This window comes from Streptomyces sp. NPDC054932 (assembly GCF_053610205.1).
In genome coordinates this window covers 1-19,003 of the sequence record NZ_JBSGXU010000159.1, presented here as the reverse complement: position 1 = coordinate 19,003, position 19,003 = coordinate 1, and the positions used below count along the sequence as shown (strand labels likewise).

The following is a 19,003-nucleotide window of genomic DNA, read 5'->3' as shown; positions in this document are numbered from 1 at the left end:
TCGTTGCAGCCCTCCAGCTGCTGAAAGTCCTCCATGCTCGGGTCCTGCGCCTGCAGCATCGTTCCCATGGCCCCGTCGGCGACGACCACACGGGTCGCGAGCGCCTCTCTGAGGGCATCGGCCCGGGTCTGGGTGTCAGCGGGCAGGTTGGGCAACGAAGCCATGGTTGTGCTCCCTGGGATGCGACGGCTGTCGGCTTTGCACCCCCTCGGTGTCAAGGGTGCACGCGGCCAGGGTAACCGCGAGGCAGCGGCCCCGGTGTGGGTGTCCCACGTGGCGGACTGCATTCTGTGGCGGGGACTTGCCGGGAGGTGCCCCGGCGAGAGTACGACGAACAGATCTCCGACGGTGCGCAAGGTCGGCATCGACCGATACTGTTCAGCATTGTCGAACCGCGTCAAGATGGTCAGTAGTACCGAAGGTCAGCAGGAGGCTGCGAGATGGCACGGAACATCCAGTCGCTCGAACGAGCCGCTGCGATGCTGCGACTCCTGGCGGGCGGCGAGCGCCGGCTGGGACTCTCGGACGTGGCGTCCTCGCTGGGCCTGGCCAAGGGCACGGCCCACGGCATCCTGCGCACCCTGCAGGCCGAGGGCTTCGTGGAGCAGGACCCGGCCTCCGGTCGCTATCAGCTCGGCGCGGAGCTGCTGCGCCTGGGCAACAGCTATCTCGACGTGCACGAGCTGCGTGCCCGCGCCCTGGTGTGGACGGACGATCTGGCCCGGGCGAGCGGCGAGAGCGTGTACGTGGGCGTGCTGCACCAGAGCGGGGTGCTGATCATGCACCACGTGTTCCGGCCCGACGACAGCCGTCAGGTGCTGGAGGTCGGGGCCATGCAGCCGCTGCACTCGACCGCGCTGGGCAAGGTGCTGTCGGCGTACGACCCGGTGGCACACACCCAGGCGCACGAGGTCGAGCGCGAGGCCTTCACCCCCCGTACGGTCACGGACGGCGCCGGCTTCGAGGAGATCCTCGGCCTGACCCGGGCGCGCGGCTGGGCCGCCGACGTCGAGGAGACCTGGGAGGGCATCGCCTCGGTGGCGGCGCCGATCCACGACCGGCGCCGGATGCCGGTCGGCGCGGTGGCGGTGGCCGGCGCGGTGGAACGGGTCTGCGGCGAGTCCGGTGAACCCCGTGCGGCCCTGGTGGCGTCGGTGCGGGACTGTGCGCGCGCCGTTTCACGCGATCTCGGCGCAGGCCGGTTCTGAGCTTCCTTTAACAGGTCCTGGCCACACCCTGGCCTCTTTATGCCTGTTTTTCGCCACATCCCGGCCTTGAGATGGCTGGTTTTGGCTGATCGCACCTACCGGTAACGATCCGACACTTTGGCCTGGCCGACCCTTGACGCGTTCTTCACTTGGGCGGAAAACTGCCGTTCATCGGTCGGCATTGTCGAACACCTACCGGCAATACGCGCTAGGATGCGACAAGGCCACGGACCGGTGCAGCACTCACCGAGTGCGCGGAACCACCGGAGGGACCCGGTGTCCGCCCACCCCTGGACGTACAAAGGAGTCGCGGGTGTCCAGCTCCGACATCTTCATCGGCGAGACCATCGGTACCGCCCTGCTCACACTGCTCGGCGGTGGCGTCTGCGCCGCAGTGACACTCAAGAGCTCCAAGGCCCGCAATGCGGGCTGGCTCGCCATCACGTTCGGCTGGGGATTCGCCGTACTGATCGCCGCCTACGTCTCCGCGCCGCTCTCCGGTGCGCACCTGAACCCGGCGGTCACCGTCGGTCTCGCCGTCAAGACCGGCGAGTGGGGCGACACCCCGGTCTACTTCGCGGGCCAGCTGCTGGGCGCGATGCTCGGAGCGGTCCTGATGTGGATCACCTACTACGGACAGTTCCGCGTCCACCTGGCCGACCCGGAGCACATCCGCGACGCCAAGCTCGGTCCTGAGGACCCGCACCCGCACGACCAGGCCGGTCCGGTGCTCGGCATCTTCTCCACCGGCCCCGAGATCCGTAATGTCGTGCAGAACCTCGCGACCGAGATCATCGGTACCGCCGTCCTGATCCTGGCGATCCTGACCCAGGGCCTCCAGGACGGCGGCAAGGGCCTCGGTGTCATCGGCGTCCTGATCACCTCGTTCGTGGTCGTCGGCATCGGTCTCTCGCTCGGTGGCCCGACCGGCTACGCCATCAACCCGGTGCGCGACCTCGGTCCGCGCATCGTGCACGCCCTGCTGCCGCTGCCCAACAAGGGCGGCTCCGACTGGGGTTACTCCTGGATCCCGGTGGTCGGCCCGCTCGTCGGTGCCGTGCTCGCCGGTGGTCTCTACAACATCGCGTTCGCCTGATCAGCAGTACCGGCAAGATCGTAAGATCCGCACCGCCCTCCTGATTCCGCCTACTCACCAGACCTGCCAGGAGCAGCCAACATGACCACCAGTACCGGCCCCTTCATCGCCGCGATCGACCAGGGCACCACCTCCTCCCGCTGCATCGTCTTCGACCGCGACGGCCGCATCGTCGCCGTCGACCAGAAGGAGCACGAGCAGATCTTCCCGAAGCCGGGCTGGGTCGAGCACGACGCCACCGAGATCTGGACCAACGTCCAGGAGGTCGTCGCCGGCGCCATCGCCAAGGCCGAGATCACCGCCGCGGACGTCAAGGCCGTCGGCATCACCAACCAGCGCGAGACCACCGTCCTGTGGGACCGCCACACCGGCGAGCCGGTCCACAACGCGCTGGTCTGGCAGGACACCCGCACCGACGCCCTGTGCAAGGAGCTCGGTCGCAACGTCGGCCAGGACCGCTTCCGCCGCGAGACCGGCCTGCCGCTGGCGAGCTACTTCGCCGGCCCGAAGGCCCGCTGGCTGCTCGACAACGTCGAGGGTCTGCGTGCACGCGCCGAGGCCGGGGACATCCTCTTCGGCACCATGGACTCGTGGGTCATCTGGAACCTCACCGGCGGCGCCCAGGGCGGTGTGCACGTCACCGACGTCACCAACGCCTCGCGCACCATGCTGATGAACCTCCACACGCTGGAGTGGGACGCCAAGATCGCGGAGTCCATGGAGGTGCCGCTCGACATCCTCCCCGAGATCAAGTCCTCCGCCGAGGTCTACGGCCACGTCAAGGACGGCGTCCTCGCCGGTGTCCCGGTCGCCTCGGCGCTCGGTGACCAGCAGGCCGCGCTGTTCGGCCAGACCTGTTTCGCCGAGGGCGAGGCCAAGTCCACGTACGGCACCGGAACGTTCATGCTGATGAACACCGGCGACAAGGTCATCAACTCCTACAGCGGCCTGCTGACCACGGTCGGCTACAAGATCGGCGACCAGCAGCCGGTCTACGCGCTGGAGGGCTCCATCGCCGTCACCGGCTCGCTCGTCCAGTGGATGCGCGACCAGATGGGCCTGATCAAGTCCGCGGCCGAGATCGAGACCCTGGCCTCCTCGGTCGAGGACAACGGCGGCGCCTACTTCGTGCCGGCCTTCTCCGGCCTGTTCGCCCCGTACTGGCGCTCCGACGCCCGCGGTGTGATCGCCGGCCTCACCCGGTACGTCACCAAGGCGCACATCGCCCGTGCCGTCCTGGAGGCCACCGCCTGGCAGACCCGCGAGATCACCGACGCCATGACCAAGGACTCGGGCGTCGAACTCGCCGCCCTCAAGGTTGACGGCGGCATGACCTCCAACAACCTGCTGATGCAGACGCTCTCGGACTTCCTGGACGCCCCCGTGGTGCGCCCGATGGTCGCCGAGACCACCTGCCTCGGCGCCGCCTACGCCGCCGGCCTGGCCGTCGGCTTCTGGCCCGACACCGACGCCCTGCGCGCCAACTGGCGCCGCGCGGCGGAGTGGACCCCGCGGATGCCCGCCGAGCAGCGGGACCGCGAGTACAAGAGCTGGCTCAAGGCCGTGGAGCGTTCCATGGGCTGGGTCGACGACGAAGACGCCAGCTGACCGCACTCAGCTGAGTCAATCGACGAGGAGCTAAGAGAGATATGAGCAGCCTGCAGAGCGTTCCCGCACTGGGCACGCACCCGACCGCCGGTGCCAACGTCAGCCGCGCCCAGACCCGTGAGCAGCTGTCGAAGGCCACGTACGACCTGCTGGTCATCGGTGGTGGAATCCTGGGCACCTCCGTGGCGTGGCACGCCGCGCAGTCGGGCCTGCGGGTTGCCATGGTGGACGCCGGCGACTTCGCCGGCGCCACCTCCTCGGCCTCCTCCAAGCTCGTCCACGGCGGTCTGCGCTACCTGCAGACCGGCGCGGTCAAGCTGGTCGCGGAGAACCACCACGAGCGGCGGGTGCTGGCCAAGGACGTGGCCCCGCACCTGGTCAACCCGCTCACCTTCTACCTGCCGGTCTACAAGGGCGGTCCGGTGGGTGCGGCCAAGCTGGGCGCGGGCGTCTTCGCCTACTCCGCCCTCTCGGCCTTCGGCGACGGCATGGGCAAGGTCATATCCCCGGCCCGTGCCGTCGCCGACAACCCCGGCCTGAAGACGGACAACCTCAAGGCCGTCGCGGTCTACTACGACCACCAGATGAACGACTCCCGCGTGGCCGTCATGACGGTCCGCGCGGCCGTCGAGTCGGGCGCGGTCGTCCTCAATCACGCCGAGGTCACCGGCCTGCGCAAGACGCGCGGCCGGGTCACCGGCGCCGAGCTCAAGGACCGTCTCGACGGCACCGAGTTCGGGGTCGACGCGCGCGTCGTGCTCAACGCCACCGGCCCGTGGGTGGACCACCTGCGGCGCATGGAGGACAAGCACTCCATGCCGTCGATCCGCCTCTCCAAGGGCGCGCACATCGTCATGAAGCGCAAGTCGCCGTGGAAGGCCGCCATGGCCACCCCGATCGACAAGTACCGCATCACCTTCGCCCTCCCGTGGGAGGACCAGCTGCTGCTCGGCACCACCGACGAGGTGTACGAGGGCGACCCGGCGGACGTGCGCGCCACCGAGTCCGACATCCAGCAGATCCTGGACGAGGCGGCCTTCTCGGTGAAGGACGCGGACCTGGACCGCTCGCTGATGACGTACGCGTTCGCGGGCCTTCGGGTGCTGCCCGGCGGCCCCGGCGGGGTCGAGAAGGCCAAGCGCGAGACGGTCGTCTCCGAGGGCGCCGGCGGCATGCTGTCGGTGGCCGGCGGCAAGTGGACGACCTACCGCCACATCGGCCGTGTGGTCATGGACAAGCTGGCGAAGCTCCCGGGCAGCCCGCTGACCGACGACATGGAGCCGGTGAAGTCGCTGGTGCGCCGGATCGCGCTGCCCGGTGTCGCCAACCCGAACGCGGTCGCGCACCGGCTGCTGGTGGACCGGGAGCCCGGTACGCGGATGGACCCGCTGACCGCCCGCCACCTGGCCTCCCACTACGGTTCGCTGGCCTTCGACATCGCGCGTCTCGCGAACGAGGACCCGGCGCTGGCCGAGCGGATCCACCCGGACGGTCCGGAGATCTGGGCGCAGGTCGCCTACGCCCGTGACAACGAGTGGGCCGAGACGGTCGACGACGTGCTGCGCCGCCGTACGACGGTGACGATCCGGGGCCTGGACGACGAGTCCGTGCGTGCCCGGGTCGAGGAGATGCTGGGCCGCAAGGCATAGCTCTCACGCAGGTGGGGAAGAGGGGCGGTTCCGAGGGGAACCGCCCCTCTGTCGTGGGCTGTGGCCGGTGGCTCATCAAGGCTTAGGCTGACCCACGTACGCAAGGGAACTTCGGAAGGAGACCTGGGTGATCGAGCTTGAGGGCGTGCCCGAGCTGATCGACCCGGTCATGGTGGCCGCGTTCGAGGGCTGGAACGACGCGGGTGACGCGGCCTCCGGTGCGGTCGCACACCTGGACCGGGAGTGGAAGGGCGAGGTCTTCGCGGCACTCGACGCCGAGGACTACTACGACTTCCAGGTCAACCGGCCGACGGTGTGGCTGGACAACGGGGTACGGAAGATCACGTGGCCGACGACCCGGCTCTCGGTGGTGCGGATCGGCGGTGCCAAGCCGCGCGACCTGGTGCTGGTGCGGGGCATCGAACCGTCCATGCGGTGGCGGTCGTTCTGCAACGAGATCCTCGGCTTCGCGCACGAGTTGGGCGTGGAGATGGTGGTCATCCTGGGCGCGCTGCTCGGGGACACTCCGCACACGCGGCCGGTGCCGGTGAGCGGGGTGACCTCGGACGCGGACCTGGCGCGGACGATGGATCTGGAGGAGACCAAGTACGAGGGCCCGACCGGCATCGTGGGCATCCTGCAGGAGGCCTGTACGCATGCGGGTGTCCCGGCGGTGTCCCTGTGGGCGGCGGTGCCGCACTACGTGTCGCAGCCGCCCAACCCGAAGGCGACGCTGGCCCTGCTGAACCGGCTGGAGGATCTGATCGACATCCGGATCCCACTGGGCGAACTGCCTGAGGACGCGCGGGCGTGGCAGCTGGGCGTGGACCAACTGGCCGCCGAGGACAGCGAGGTGGCGGAGTACGTCCAGACGCTGGAGGAGGCGCGGGACACCGCCGACCTGCCGGAGGCGTCGGGCGACGCGATCGCCCGGGAGTTCGAGCGGTACCTGCGGCGGCGGGACCCGGCGGGGGGCCCGGCCCCGGAGCCGGGCGACGGCTCGTACCTCCGCGACACGAGCGGGGGCCTCCCCCGCCCCCCGAAGCGCAAGCCGGACCCCGCCGGAGGCGAACCCCCGGCGGCCCCGCCGGAGGAGGACGGCCCCCCGGAGGCACCGGAGACGTAGCCCGCGCGGCGCCGGGGCGCGAGCGCCCCGGGCTGCGCCCGGCCTTGCGGGGCTCCGCCACGCACCCCGCGCCTCAAACGCCGGCGGAGCTGAATTTCAGCCCGTCCGGCGATTGAGGACCGGGTCCGGGCAGCGCCCGGCCCGTCCCCGACCCGTCCCCGACCCGTCCCCGTCCCCGGCCCGCGGAAAGGGAGATGCCCCCGGCCGGTGGGCCAGGGGCATCGGTGTCGCTACGGCCGGGTTACAGGGCCACGCCCAGGAGGGCGTCCACGGTCCGGGAGACCAGGCCGGGGGCCGACTCGTCGTCGCCGTCCGTGGCGTTCTGGGCGTCCACCCAGCGGTCCACCGCGGCGAGCGCCGCAGGGGCGTCGAGGTCGTTCGCGAGGGCCTCGCGGACCTCCTCGACCAGTGCGTCCGCCGGCAGCCCGTCCGGCCGGGACACGGCCGCACGCCAGCGCTCCAGCCGGGCCACGGCCTCTTCGAGGACCGCGTCCGTCCACTCCCAGTCGGCCCGGTAGTGGTGGGAGAGCAGCGCCAGCCGGATCGCCGCCGGGTCCACTCCGGAGCGCCGCAGGGCCGACACGAAGACGAGGTTGCCCTTCGACTTCGACATCTTCTGGCCGTGCAGGGCGACCATGCCGGCGTGGACGTACGCCTTGGCCATCGGGAACTCGCCCGTCAGCGCCTGCGCGTGGGACGCGCCCATCTCGTGGTGCGGGAAGGCCAGGTCGGAGCCGCCGCCCTGGATGTCGAAGCCCATGCCCAGGTGGTCGAGGGCGATCGCCACGCACTCGATGTGCCAGCCCGGCCGGCCGCGGCCCAGCGAGCCGCCGTCCCAGCTCGGCTCGCCCGGACGTGCGGCCATCCACAGCATCGGGTCCAGCGGGTTCTTCTTCCCGGGCCGGTCGGGGTCGCCGCCCCGCTCCGCCGAGAGCATCCGCATCGCCTCGGCGTCGAGGTGGGAGACCCCGCCGAAGTGCGGGTCGGCCTCGACCGAGAAGTAGACGTCGCCCTCCAGCTCGTACGCCGCGCCGGCGTCGCGCAGCCGCTCGACCAGCGGCACGATGCCGGGTATGGCCTCGACGGCGCCGATGTAGTGCTGCGGAGGCAGCATCCGCAGGGCCGTCATGTCCTCGCGGAAGAGTGCGGTCTCGCGCTCCGCCAGCTCGGTCCAGTCCTGGCCGTCGCGCAGCGCCCGCTCCAGGAGCGGGTCGTCCACGTCCGTGACGTTCTGGACGTAGTGGACCTGCCGCTTGGTGTCGAGCCACACGCGTTGTACGAGGTCGAACGCGTTGTAGGTCGCCGCGTGACCGATGTGGGTCGCGTCGTACGGAGTGATGCCGCAGACGTAGATACGGGCGACGGGACCGGGGGCGAGGGTGATCGTCCCCTGGGTCGCGGTGTCGTGGATCTGGAGGTCGCGGCCCTTGCCAGGAAGGGCGGGGACCTCAGAAGCGGGCCAGGCATGCATGTCTCGAGCCTAACCGGACTGATGTTCCGGAAACGAACTGGACCTGCACTGTTGTCTTGATCGGCACTCTTGCGGTCTGGCCGATTCTGTGCGTACGGCCGATGGCTGGTTCAGACCGGTGGCCAGGGGATCGCCGGCCACTGTCCGGACGGCTGCGGATGCGTTCCGGTGCGCAGCAGGTGCTCCACCCGGTCCCGTACGGCGGCCAGCTCGACCGGTGTGATCAGTTCGGCCAGCCGGGTGGCGAGCGGGGCTCCCTGCGCCAGCTCGGCGGCCAGCGCGGTCAGCACCTCGCGCGCCTCGCCGGTCAGCGGCTCCCCCGCCCAGCCCCACAGGAGGGTGCGCAGCTTGTCCTCGGCGTGGAAGGTCACCCCGTGGTCGATGCCGTAGAGCCGTCCGTCGGGTGCGGGCAGCAGGTGGCCGCCCTTGCGGTCGCCGTTGTTGATCACGGCGTCGAGTACGGCGAGCCGGCGCAGCCGGGGGTCGTCGGCGTGCACGAGCAGCGCGGTGCGGCCCTCTCCGACCTCGGCGAGGGCCACGGCCTTCCAGCCCTCCCCCGCCTCCTCACCGTCGACGAGGCCGAGGAGCCCGCCCAGCGGGGAGTCCGGAGAGTCCTGACCGGGTTGCTCGGCCTCGATCCAGCGCTGGACCATGCCCTCGCCGTACGGGCCGTCGCGGAGCACGGTGGCCGGTACCAGGCCCCATCCGGTGGCCTCGGAGACCAGGTAGGCGGCGACCTCCCGCTGGGCGAGGTTCCCGTCGGGGAAGTCCCACAGCGGCCGCTCCCCCTTGACCGGCTTGTACACGCAGTCGGCGCTGACGCCGCCGTAGGTGACGGTGCACAGCAGGACGGCGTTGGATGCCTCGCGGATCCGGCCTATGACGGTGAGCTCGCCCTTGGCGAGCAGTTCCTCCATCTTCTCCCCCGTGTCGCTCACGCCTGGCGCCGGTAGCCGTTCTGGCGCGGGCACACGTGCCCCTCCGGGTCCAGCGGCAGGCTGCACAGCGGGCAGGGCGGGCGGCCGGCGTTGACCACGTCCAGGGCCCGCTTGGCGAAGGCCCGGGCCTGGGCGCCGGTGAGGCGGACCCGCAGCATCGGCGGGCCGTTCTCCTCGTCCTGGAGCAGCCGCTCCTCGGCCTCGGCCAGGTCCTCGTCGGAGTCGGCGTCGAGTTCCACCAGCGCCTGGGCCTCGACGATCATGCGCTGTTCCTCGCCGTCCCAGGCCAGGGCCATGGTGCCGACGCGGAACTCCTCGTCGACCGGCACGTCCAGCGGCGCGGTGTCGGCGGCCTCGGCGGGCGCGACGGCCGGGACCGGGGCGTTGCCGCCGGTCCGTCGTACGACCTCGTCCAGCAGCTCGTCCATCCGCTCGGCCAGCGCCGCGACCTGGGTCTTCTCCAGGGAGACGCTGGTGACGCGGGGGCCGGCGGAGGCCTGCAGGAAGAACGTACGGCGTCCCGGCAGACCGACCGTGCCGGCCACGAAGCGGTCCGGGGGGTCGTAGAGGAACACCTGACGGGGCACGTCCAGTCTCCAAGTCTCGGTGGCAGGGGCAGGTCTGCGCCCTTGTGTTGGCCCGTCCACCCTACTGCGCCGGGCGATCAAGCCGCGCCCGCGCCGCCTCCCACGACGGCGTTCCCGGCGTCTTCGGTGTCTTTGTCCGACGCGACGGCTTCCGGCGTCGCCGGGCGCCGTACGAGCGAGCCGAAGTCGCCGGTGTCGCCGAGCCGGAACACGAAGGGCCGGGTGGCGGTGTACCGGATGGCGGTCACCGAGCAGGGGTCGACGTGGATGCGCTGGAAGAGGTCCAGGTGCATGCCGAGGGCGTCCGCGACAAGGGACTTGATGATGTCGCCGTGCGAGCACATCAGGAAGACGGCGTCGCTGCCGTGCGCCTGCTCGATCCGCGCGTCCCACTCCCGTACGGCGTCCACGGCGCGGGCCTGCATGGCGCGCATCGACTCGCCGCCGGGGAAGGCGGCCGCCGACGGGTGCTGCTGGACGATCTTCATCAGCGGTTCGTCGGAGAGCTCGGACAGTTTGCGGCCCGACCATTCGCCGTAGTGGCACTCGCCGATCCGCTCGTCGGTGTGCAGTTCCAGGTCCGGCCTGGCGGCCAGCAGGGGTGCGAGGGTCTCCCGGCAGCGCTGCAGCGGACTGGTGACGGCGGCGGCCAGCGGCACGCCCGCCAGCCGGCCGGGCAGCGCGGCCGCCTGCTCCGCGCCGCGCTCGTCGAGGGCCACTCCCGGGGTCCATCCGGCGAGCAGCCCAGCGGTGTTGGCGGTGGACCGCCCGTGTCGTACGAGGATCAGCGTGGCCATGGGGCCAGCGTATGCGCTGCCGGGAGCGTGCGGGCGGGCGGTGGGCAGGGAAGAATGCCCCGCGTGATTGTGGACTGCGCGATTTACCGGGACGGCCGCCGCACCCAGGGGCCGGACGATTTCTCGGACGCCCTGGACGAGGCCCGGGCGACCGGTGACGCCTTCCTGTGGATCGGCATGCACGAGCCGACGGCCAAGGAATTCGACCATGTCCGCCAGGAGTTCGGCCTGCACCCGCTGGCGGTGGAGGACGCGCTGACCGCGCACCAGCGCCCGAAGCTGGAGGTGTACGACGATTCGCTGTTCGTCGTCCTCAAGCCGGTGCTGTACGACGAGGGCACGGACACGGTGACGGCGGGCGAGCTGATGGTCTTCATAGGGGACTCGTTCGTCGTCACGGTCCGGCACGGCGAGGGGGCTCCGCTGGCCGCCGTGCGCCACCGGCTGGAGCAGGAGCCGGACGTGCTGCGGCACGGCCCGACGGCGGTGCTGTACGCGGTGTCGGACGCGGTGGTGGACCACTACATCGAGGTGGCGGCCGAGCTCCAGGCGGACCTGGAGGAGCTGGAGGCCGACGTCTTCGCCCCGAACGCCTCGGACACCAAGAACACCGCCGCCCGGATCTACGGGTTCAAGCGGCAGGTGCTGGAGTTCCGGCGGGCGACGAGCCCGCTGCTGCAGCCGATGGACCGGCTCGCCTTCGGGGAGGTCCCCTTCGTCCACGAGCACGCGCAGCCGTTCTTCCGCGACGTCGCCGACCACCTGACCAAGGCCAACGAGTACATCGAGGGCCTGGACCGGCTGCTGTCGGACGCGCTCGCCGCGCATCTGGCGCAGATGGGTCTGCGGCAGAACGACGACATGCGCAAGATCTCGGCCTGGGCGGCGATGGCGGCTGTCCCGACGATGGTGGCGGGGATCTACGGGATGAACTTCGACCACATGCCGGAGCTGGGGCACGTCTGGGGCTATCCGGCGGTGCTGGTGGTCATGGCGGCCGCGTGCCTGGGCCTGCACCGGATGTTCAAGCGCCGGGGCTGGCTCTGAGTTCCCTGCCCCGCGGGGCGTGGCCGAAGCCGGGCGCGGCGGCCGGCGGCCCGCCGAGGGCGTCCAGGCGCTCGGGCATCCGCAGGTTCACCATCCGGTGCCAGCCGCTGAACCGCTCGTACGCGTACATCCCGTGGATGCCGACCGCGAGCGCGGCCGCTTTCGGGGCGGGCCAGTGCAGCAGCCGCCCCATGTGGCCCATGACGGCGAGGCTCACGTCCCGGTAGACGGAGATCTCGGCGAGCGCGCTCTCGCGGAGCACCCGCTGGATGGTCCGGCCGTAGCCGGACCGGGCGAGGCGCAGCAGTTCCTCGTGGCAGTAGGCGAGGTGGTTGTCCTCGTCGTTGCTGATCATGTGGATGGCCCTGCCCACCTCGGGGTGGTCACCGAAGTACTTGACCAGCATGTCCATCTGGTCGGCGGCGCGCTGTTCGGTGACGCGGCTGTGCGCGAGGTAGACGACGATGTCCTCCTCGGTCAGCGCCTCCTCGCGGCGCAGCTTGTCGTGCGCGAGGCCGATGCCGCGGCGCTCCAGCAGCATCGTGTAGTCGGTCTCGGGGGGTACCGGGACCGCGGGCAGGCCTCGCTTGCGCAGCAGGGCGTGGAAGATCCGGCCGTGCTTGTCCTCGTCGGCGCCGTGCCTGGTGATCTTGGCCGCGAGATGGCGCATGCCGTCCGGCACGAGGGCCGCGATGCGGGCGTTCTCCCAGCCGCCCTGGGTCTCCCCGCTGGCGGCGATGGAGCAGAACAGCTGGAAGGAGTCGTCGTTGTCGACGATCTCCTGGAACAGGCTGCGGGCAGAGAGCATGGAACGAGTCAAACGCCGGTCGGCGGGGCGGGCAACCGATGGGTCGCCCCACTCGTCCGAATGAACGAAATCGGGGGTTGGCCCGTCGCGCGTAACCCGGCGGGCGTCCGGGGCGTTGTTCGCTGTGTCGGCCGTGGCGGGGAAGACCCCCCGAGCCCCCACCACGGCCGCAGAAGCCCGAGCCGGCGCGAGCGGACCCGCGCCGGCGTCCCGATCAGGCGAGACCGGCGAGCTCCATGGCCTCGGTGCCGGCGCGCAGTGCGGCGATCCGCTCGTCCAGGGTGAATCCGGCCGGGGCCAGCGTGAGGGTGGTGACCCCGGCCTCCGCGTAGGCCCGCATCCCGTCCGCGATCCGGGCGACCGGGCCGAGCAGCGTGGTCGAGTCGATCAGCGAGTGCGGGACGGCTCCGGCCGCGCCCGTCTTGTCGCCCGCCAGGTACTTGTCCTGGATCTCGGCGGCTTCCTTCTCGTAACCCATGCGCTGGGCCAGCTGGTTGTAGAAGTTCTGCTTCCGGCTGCCCATGCCGCCCACGTACAGGGCGGTGTAGGGGCGGAACATGTCCGCGAGCGCGTTCACGTCCTCGCCGAGGGCCAGCGGCACGGTCGGGCAGACGTCGAAGCCGTCCATGGTCAGCCCGGCCTTCTCGCGGCCCGCCCGGATGTGGGTGAGGGCGGTGGCCTCCAGGTGCTCGGCGGCCGGGAAGATCAGCAGTGCGCCGTCGGCGATCTCGCCGGTCTGCTCCAGGTTCTTGGGCCCGATGGCGGCGATGTAGAGCGGGATGTGCTCGCGCTCGGGGTGCACGGTCAGCTTGATGGGCTTGCCCGGGCCGCCGGGCAGCGGCAGCGTCCAGTGCTCGCCCTCGTAGGAGAGGCGCTCGCGGCTCATCGCCTTGCGGACGATCTCCACGTACTCGCGGGTGCGGGCGAGCGGCTTGTCGAACTTGACGCCGTACCAGCCCTCGGAGACCTGCGGGCCGGAGACACCGAGGCCGAGCCGGAAGCGGCCCTTGGTGAGCGAGTCGAGGGTGGCCGCCGTCATGGCGGTCATCGCGGGCTGGCGGGCCGGGATCTGCATGATCGCCGAGCCGACGTCGATGCGCTCGGTCTGGGCGGCGACCCAGGCGAGCACGGTCGGGGCGTCGGAACCGTAGGCCTCGGCGGCCCAGCAGACGTCGTAACCCAGGCGGTCGGCCTCCTGGGCGACGGCGAGGTTGTCGGCGTCCATGCCCGCGCCCCAGTAACCAAGATTGATGCCGAGCCGCATGTGTCGTCCCCTTACCGGTTTACCGATCAGTAACGTTGGTGTGCGGGGACTGTAGCGCGCCAGGGTCCTCCGCGTCAGCGCCCCAGTAGTCTCAGCGCTCATGGAGCAGAGGCATCTCGGCCGCACCGGCCTGCGCGTCTCCCGGATCGGCCTCGGCACCCTCACCTGGGGCCGCGACACCGGGGAGGAGGCCGCCGCCGAGCAGGTGAAGACCTTCTGGGAGGCGGGCGGCACGCTGGTGGACACCGCCGACGTGTACGGCGGCGGCGAGGCGGAGTTCCTCCTCGGGCGGCTGCTGGACGGGCTCGTCCCGCGCCGGGACCTGGTGATCGCGACCAAGGCGGGCAGCGTGCCGGACCCCGACCGGCGCTTCGACGGCTCGCGCGGGCACCTGCTCGCGGCCCTCGACGACTCGCTGGACCGGCTGGGCACCGACTACGTCGACCTGTGTCAGGTGCACGCCTTCGATCCTGCGACCCCGCTGGAGGAGACCCTGCAGGCGCTGGACCTGGCGGTGAGCAGCGGCCGGGCCCGGTACGCGGGGCTGGCGGGCTTCTGCGGCTGGCAGCTGGCGAAGGCGGCGACCTGGCAGCTCGCCGCCCCCGGGGTGCGCACCCGGATCGCCTCGACCCAGATGGAGTACTCGCTGCTCCAGCGCGGGGTGGAGCGGGAGGTGCTGCCCGCCGCGCTGGACCTGGGGATCGGCCTGCTGCCCTCCTCGCCGCTGGGGCGCGGGGTGCTGACGGGCAAGTACCGGGACGGCACCCCGGCGGACTCCCGGGGCGCCTCGGAGTCCCTGGCCGCCCTGGTGGACCCGTACCTCGACGAGGCCGCGGGCCGGATCGTGGACGCGGTGGTGACGGCGGCCCAGGGGCTGGCCGTGACCCCGCTCCAGGTGGCGCTCGCGTGGATCCGGGACCGGCCCGGGGTGGTGGCGCCGATCGTCGGCGCGCGGACGTCCGCCCAGCTCGCGGCGGCACTGTCGGTGGAGGCCCTTAGTCTTCCGGAGGAGATCTGCCGGGCGCTGGACGATGTTTCGGCTCCGGTGCACCGCTACCCCGATCAGGACTGGAGCACGCTGTGAGTACGGACCGCCAGGCCGAGCCCGCTGCCGCCGAGGAACCGGCCGCCGAGGCCTCGCCGGCCGACGCGGACCAGACCGAGCCCGACGAGGCACGGGCCGCGGACGCCGAGGACGGCTCCGGTACCGCCGAACCCGCCGGGGCCGAGGACCGAGCCGGCCACCCGGCCCCTGCGGCGGCCGACGACGCGGCCGGGTCCGACGCCGAGCCCGACGCCGAGCCCGAGGCCGAGGCCGAGGCCGGGGCCGGGGCCGAGCCCGAGGCCGAGCCCGAGGCCGAGCCCGAGGCCGATGCCGGGGCCGGGGCCGAGCCCGAGGCCGGGGCCGGGGCCGGAACGGACGCCGGGGGGCAGGTGGCGCCCGCGCTCAACGAGGCCCAGGCCGAGCTCGCCGCGCAGAAGATCGAGCGCGAGCGGATCGCCCGGCGCAAGGCCGAACGGGAGGGGCCCGTCGAGGCCGGGGCGAAGCTCAGCGGGAAGGCCGCCGACCTGCTGGCCGCCGTACGGGCCGTGGAGAGCGGGGACAAGCCCCCCGCCGTGTACTTCGACGACGCCCCGGCCGCGCCCCGCAGGCCGGCCCCCGCTCCCGCCGCGCCGCGCCCGGCCGCCCCGGCGCCGGTGGCCGCGGCGGCGCCCTCGGCCGACGCCGTCGACGGCGTACGGGCCGTACTGGCCCGCGGCGGCGCCCCCGAGGCCCTGGCCGGCCCCGCCGCGGCGGCCCTCGGTGAGGACGCCGCCGGGCAGCTCGCCGAGAACCCCTGGCGCCTGCTGTCGGTCCCCACTGTGCGACCGACGCAGGCCGACGGCTTCGCGCGGGCGCTGCTGGGCCCCGAAGCCGGTCCCGGGGACGAGCGCCGCACCACGGTCCTGGTGGGCTGGCTGCTGGTCCGGGCGGGGCTGAAGGGGCACACGGCGCTGGAGGCCCCGGTGCTGGAGAAGGCCCTGGCCCAGTACGGCGTACCGGATCCCGCCGAGGCGCTGGAACAGGCCATCGCCGAGGGCTCGGTGCTGGTCTTCCACGAGTCCCTCGGGCCGCCGCCCGCCGAGGACGCCGAGGACGCGGAGCAGCCCGTACGCGTGCTCGTGGGCCTGGAGGGTGCCGCCATGGCCGAGGAGAGCCTGGCCGACGGCCTGGCGCGGCTCGCGTCGGGCACCTTCGACGCGCCCGCGGACTGGGAGCGGGCCGCCGCGGCCGCGCCGGGCCCGTCCGCGGCCGAACTGATCCGCACGGTCGCGGGCCACGGCCTGGTCGCCCACACCGGCGGCGAGGCCGCCCGCGCCGAGCCGTTCGCCCTGGCCGCGGCGGCCCGGGAGCTGGGCCTCGGCGTCTGCGTGGCCGCGCACTCCCCGGGCGGTCAGGACGCGGTGAGCGTGGCGGGGCTGCTGTCCGGGACCGAGGGGCCGGGACGCAACGCGGACGGACAGTTCGCGCTGGACCTGCTCGTGGTGCTGGACGGGCCGCAGCTGGACGTGGAGACCGCGGCCGCACTCGTGGAGTCCGTACCGGACGGGGCCCGGCTGGTGCTTTCCGGGGATCCCGGAGTGCTCGGGTCCGCCGGGGCCGGGCGGGTGTTCGCCGATGTGCTGGCCGCCCGTACCTGCCCGCAGGTGGTCTCCCGCACCCCCGACCCGGGCCCCCTCGGGGAGCTCGTGTCCGGGATCGGCATCGGGGAGCTGAACCAGGTCGACGCCCCCGGCAAGGAGGTCGTCATCGTGCCGGTGCAGGATGCCGGGGAGGCCGTGCACCGAACCGTGCAGCTGGTCGCCGAGTCGGTGCCGCGGGCCTTCGGGATCCCGGCGGACGACGTGCAGGTGATCACCCCGGGCCACGGCGGTTCGGCGGGCACCCGCGCACTGAACGCCGCCCTGAAGGAGCGGCTGAACCCGGGTCCGGGCCGGTTCGGCGGCTTCGACCCCGGCGACCGGGTCGTCCACGTGCCGTCCGCCGGGCGGGCGCTGCCGGCCCGGGTGGTGTCGGCCGACGCCGAGGGCCTGCACCTGGACCGTGCGGGTGCGCGGGTCGTCGTACCGAAGGACCTGGTCGAGTCCCGGGTGCGGCACGGCTGGGCGGTGACGGCGCATCAGGCCGTGGGCTCGCGCTGGCCGGCGGTGGTCGTCGTACTGCCGGGCGACGCGGCGCAGGCCCTGTCGCGCGACTGGGTCTACACGGCCTTCGGGCGGGGCGAGCGGCACCTGTCCGTGGTGCACGGCGTCGACCAGGCGCTGCCGCGCGCGGTGGCCGAGGTGCCCGCGAAGCCGCGTACGACGCGTCTGACGGGCCTGCTGACGGCCCTGGCGACGGCGGGCGCGCAACCGCAGTGAGAGCCGGCCGTGGCCCCCGCCCGGGAGGGCGGGGGCCACGGTGTCCGGCACGTCCGGGGCCGCGATCGGGCCGGTGGGTCAGGCCGGGGTCAGTCCCGGTTCCGCGGCCTCGTCCTCGTCGAACTCGTCGGCCTCCTCGTCGAAGACCGAGCTGACGTCGAACCGGTGCAGCACGTCCTGCGGATCGATGTGCCCGAAGGGCGAGCCCAGCCACTCCCCCGGTTCCGCCACCTCCTCGGAGGCCGCGATCCAGAGCGTGGAGTCGCCCTCCTCCAGCCCGAAGTCCTTGTAGCGGGAGGCGATCTCATCGGGCTCGTACTCGCCGAAGAGGACGCCCAGTGCGTCGGCGCTGCCGCCGTCGCCCACGAAATCGGCGTCCCGGTCGTGCGCTGCGACCCGCTCGGCCTGGGCGATCAGCCGGGCCGGTTCGACCACGGCGTAGTCACGGCGGATGAGCACGCTGAAGGCGGCGGGCTCGGCGGGGCCGGTGTACGGGACGCCGTCCTCGGGCGTGGGGATCTCGAAGGGGGTGACCTCGTCGTAGCGGTCGTAGAGGAGTTCGTCGTACACCTCGGCCGCGGCGGCGAGTTCGTTGAACGCGGCGTAGACGTCGGGGTCCTCGTCCCCGATCCTGCGCTCGACCGCGGCGAGGTGACGGTCGAGCGCGGCCTTGACCGCCTCGGCGGCGGCGCGTACCTCGGCAACAGTGGGCAGAGCGGCATCAGACATAGAGCAGACGCTATCCGTAGCGGGCCGGTGCCCGCACAATAGATGCGATGCCGGAATACGAATTTGTCGACGTGTACGTGCCCCGCGGTGTTCCTCGCTCGGAGGCGACCCGCCTGTTGACCGATCATGCCGAGTACGGGAACTGGGAACTCGACAGGCTGAGCCTGTACCGGGACGGCAGCCGCCGCGTGCGACTGCGCCGCCGGATCATCCGTCAGGTCCGCGCGACCTGGTGACGCGGGCCCCGGGGGCGGGGCCCGCGCCGTGAGCGTCCGTCAGGCGGCGTTGCGGGCACGGCGGTAGAGCACCGTGCCGGCGAGCAGCAGGCCGCCCGCGAGCGGGAGCCCGGCGGTGAGGACGTCGCCGGAGCCGGTGGCCGCGAGGCCGACCGCCTGCCCCGGGTTGTTCCCGGTCCCCGGACCGGGGTGCGTGACCGGGGTGACGGGTCCCGTGCCGGGGTTGGCCGGCGTGCCCGGGGTACCGGGGTTGCCGGGGGTGCCCGGACCACCGGGATTGCCCGGGTTCCCGGGAGTACCAGGACCGCCGGGGTTACCGGGAGTGCCCGGACCGCCGGGGTTACCCGGGGTGCCCGGACCGCCAGGGTTGCCCGGGGTGCCCGGACCGCCAGGGTTGCCCGGTCCACCCGGGTTACCGGGGGCGCCCGGACCACCGGGATTGCCCGGGTTACCGGGACCACCGGGGTTACCCGGGTTACCGGGACCGCCCGGGTTACCGGGACCGCCCGGGTTACCCGGGTTACCCGGACCGCCCGGGTTGCCCGGGTTGCCCGGACCACCGGGACCGCCCGGGTGGTCGTCGCACGGTTCGTCGTCGCCCGGGTGGTCGGGCTTGGGCGGCTTGGTGTGACCCGAGCCGTTGGCGCAGTGGTTCCCGAAGGCCGGGTTGAGGCCTCCCACCACCGTGATCGTGTTGCCGCAGGCGTTCACCGGCGCGTCCACGGGCGCCTGCACGTTGTTCCCGGACAGCAGTCCCGGAGAATTCGCAGCGTGTCCCGTGGCGCCGGAGTCCGCGTGTGCGTAGCCCCCGCCCAGAGCGAGGACACCCCCCGCGGCAGCCATGGTGATCAGGGTCTTCCTGGTGACCTGTGCCGGTCGTCGCATCTGTACTCGTCCCCTGGTGTGTACGTTTCGGCCGTCGTCCGACGGCCCGGCAGTCCTGGCTCCCCCGCCTGGCACGCCGGAAGTGAGAGAAATCCGGGCCTGAAAGCCCGGTGGCCCCGGAGCCCGGGGTATGCCGCCCCGGGCCCCCCCAT

General features: G+C 72.4%; 17 protein-coding genes. 9 read left to right on the top strand and 8 right to left on the bottom strand.

What is annotated here, in order from left to right:
* Positions 1-440: 440 nt before the first annotated feature.
* The 5 genes from ACWGE1_RS31380 to ACWGE1_RS31360 all read left to right on the top strand — a co-directional run bounded on the left by ACWGE1_RS31380 (position 441) and on the right by ACWGE1_RS31360 (position 6,687).
* The gene (locus ACWGE1_RS31380) at positions 441-1,208 is read left to right on the top strand and encodes an IclR family transcriptional regulator (protein WP_453423832.1); all 768 of its coding nucleotides are present in this window, start codon (positions 441-443) and stop codon (positions 1,206-1,208) included.
* A gap of 313 nt (positions 1,209-1,521) precedes the next feature.
* Positions 1,522-2,304 (top strand): MIP/aquaporin family protein, encoded by a 783-nt coding sequence (locus ACWGE1_RS31375; RefSeq protein WP_453423831.1) that lies wholly within the window; start codon positions 1,522-1,524, stop codon positions 2,302-2,304.
* 81 nt (positions 2,305-2,385) lie between these two features.
* Positions 2,386-3,912, top strand: a complete 1,527-nt coding sequence (glpK, locus tag ACWGE1_RS31370; protein ID WP_314249406.1) for a glycerol kinase GlpK — start codon at positions 2,386-2,388, stop codon at positions 3,910-3,912.
* A gap of 41 nt (positions 3,913-3,953) precedes the next feature.
* Positions 3,954-5,561 (top strand): FAD-dependent oxidoreductase, encoded by a 1,608-nt coding sequence (locus ACWGE1_RS31365; RefSeq protein WP_453423830.1) that lies wholly within the window; start codon positions 3,954-3,956, stop codon positions 5,559-5,561.
* Between the two features lie 127 nt (positions 5,562-5,688).
* The gene (locus ACWGE1_RS31360) at positions 5,689-6,687 is read left to right on the top strand and encodes a PAC2 family protein (protein WP_453423829.1); all 999 of its coding nucleotides are present in this window, start codon (positions 5,689-5,691) and stop codon (positions 6,685-6,687) included.
* Between the two features lie 241 nt (positions 6,688-6,928).
* Here ACWGE1_RS31360 and mshC read toward each other — a convergent pair whose 3' ends face one another.
* The 4 genes from mshC to ACWGE1_RS31340 all read right to left on the bottom strand — a co-directional run bounded on the left by mshC (position 6,929) and on the right by ACWGE1_RS31340 (position 10,480).
* On the bottom strand, positions 6,929-8,158 hold the full coding sequence (gene mshC, locus ACWGE1_RS31355) for a cysteine--1-D-myo-inosityl 2-amino-2-deoxy-alpha-D-glucopyranoside ligase (RefSeq protein ID WP_453423828.1): 1,230 nt from the start codon (positions 8,156-8,158) through the stop codon (positions 6,929-6,931).
* Positions 8,159-8,268: 110 nt separating this feature from the next.
* Positions 8,269-9,129 carry an SCO1664 family protein gene (locus ACWGE1_RS31350; RefSeq protein ID WP_453423827.1) on the bottom strand — a complete coding sequence of 287 codons (861 nt, stop codon included), beginning with the start codon at positions 9,127-9,129 and terminating at the stop codon, positions 8,269-8,271.
* Positions 9,093-9,683, bottom strand: coding sequence for a DUF3090 domain-containing protein (locus ACWGE1_RS31345; RefSeq protein ID WP_030011536.1), 591 nt, complete (start codon positions 9,681-9,683; stop codon positions 9,093-9,095). The genes ACWGE1_RS31350 and ACWGE1_RS31345 overlap by 37 nt, the downstream gene beginning before the upstream one ends.
* A 77-nt stretch (positions 9,684-9,760) precedes the next feature.
* A complete protein-coding gene (locus tag ACWGE1_RS31340) occupies positions 9,761-10,480 on the bottom strand; it encodes a histidine phosphatase family protein (protein WP_453423826.1) in 720 nt (239 codons plus the stop codon).
* Positions 10,481-10,534: 54 nt separating this feature from the next.
* Here ACWGE1_RS31340 and corA point away from each other — a divergent pair, with 54 nt between their 5' ends.
* Entirely contained in the window at positions 10,535-11,527 is a 993-nt protein-coding gene (gene corA, locus ACWGE1_RS31335) for a magnesium/cobalt transporter CorA (protein ID WP_453423825.1), read from the top strand.
* Here corA and ACWGE1_RS31330 read toward each other — a convergent pair.
* Positions 11,505-12,335, bottom strand: coding sequence for a ferritin-like domain-containing protein (locus ACWGE1_RS31330; protein WP_453423824.1), 831 nt, complete (start codon positions 12,333-12,335; stop codon positions 11,505-11,507). The two genes, corA and ACWGE1_RS31330, sit on opposite strands and share 23 nt — an antisense overlap.
* A 214-nt stretch (positions 12,336-12,549) precedes the next feature.
* On the bottom strand, positions 12,550-13,599 hold the full coding sequence (locus ACWGE1_RS31325) for an LLM class F420-dependent oxidoreductase (RefSeq protein ID WP_453423823.1): 1,050 nt from the start codon (positions 13,597-13,599) through the stop codon (positions 12,550-12,552).
* A gap of 100 nt (positions 13,600-13,699) precedes the next feature.
* Here ACWGE1_RS31325 and ACWGE1_RS31320 point away from each other — a divergent pair, with 100 nt between their 5' ends.
* Together ACWGE1_RS31320 and ACWGE1_RS31315 are read left to right on the top strand one after the other, a co-directional pair.
* A complete protein-coding gene (locus ACWGE1_RS31320; protein WP_453423822.1) occupies positions 13,700-14,683 on the top strand; it encodes an aldo/keto reductase in 984 nt (327 codons plus the stop codon).
* Entirely contained in the window at positions 14,680-17,001 is a 2,322-nt protein-coding gene (locus tag ACWGE1_RS31315; protein ID WP_453423821.1) for an ATP-binding domain-containing protein, read from the top strand. Before ACWGE1_RS31320 ends, ACWGE1_RS31315 begins: the two co-directional genes overlap by 4 nt.
* 78 nt (positions 17,002-17,079) lie before the next feature.
* Here the strand turns inward: ACWGE1_RS31315 and ACWGE1_RS31310 are convergent, their stop codons facing one another.
* Positions 17,080-17,730 carry a hypothetical protein gene (locus ACWGE1_RS31310; RefSeq protein ID WP_453423820.1) on the bottom strand — a complete coding sequence of 217 codons (651 nt, stop codon included), beginning with the start codon at positions 17,728-17,730 and terminating at the stop codon, positions 17,080-17,082.
* Positions 17,731-17,777: 47 nt separating this feature from the next.
* On the opposite strand from ACWGE1_RS31310, the gene ACWGE1_RS31305 reads away from it, so the two are divergent.
* Entirely contained in the window at positions 17,778-17,966 is a 189-nt protein-coding gene (locus tag ACWGE1_RS31305; protein WP_030388705.1) for a DUF5703 family protein, read from the top strand.
* 39 nt (positions 17,967-18,005) lie between these two features.
* Here ACWGE1_RS31305 and ACWGE1_RS31300 read toward each other — a convergent pair whose 3' ends face one another.
* Positions 18,006-18,809, bottom strand: coding sequence for a chaplin (locus tag ACWGE1_RS31300; protein WP_453423819.1), 804 nt, complete (start codon positions 18,807-18,809; stop codon positions 18,006-18,008).
* Positions 18,810-19,003: the final 194 nt, after the last annotated feature.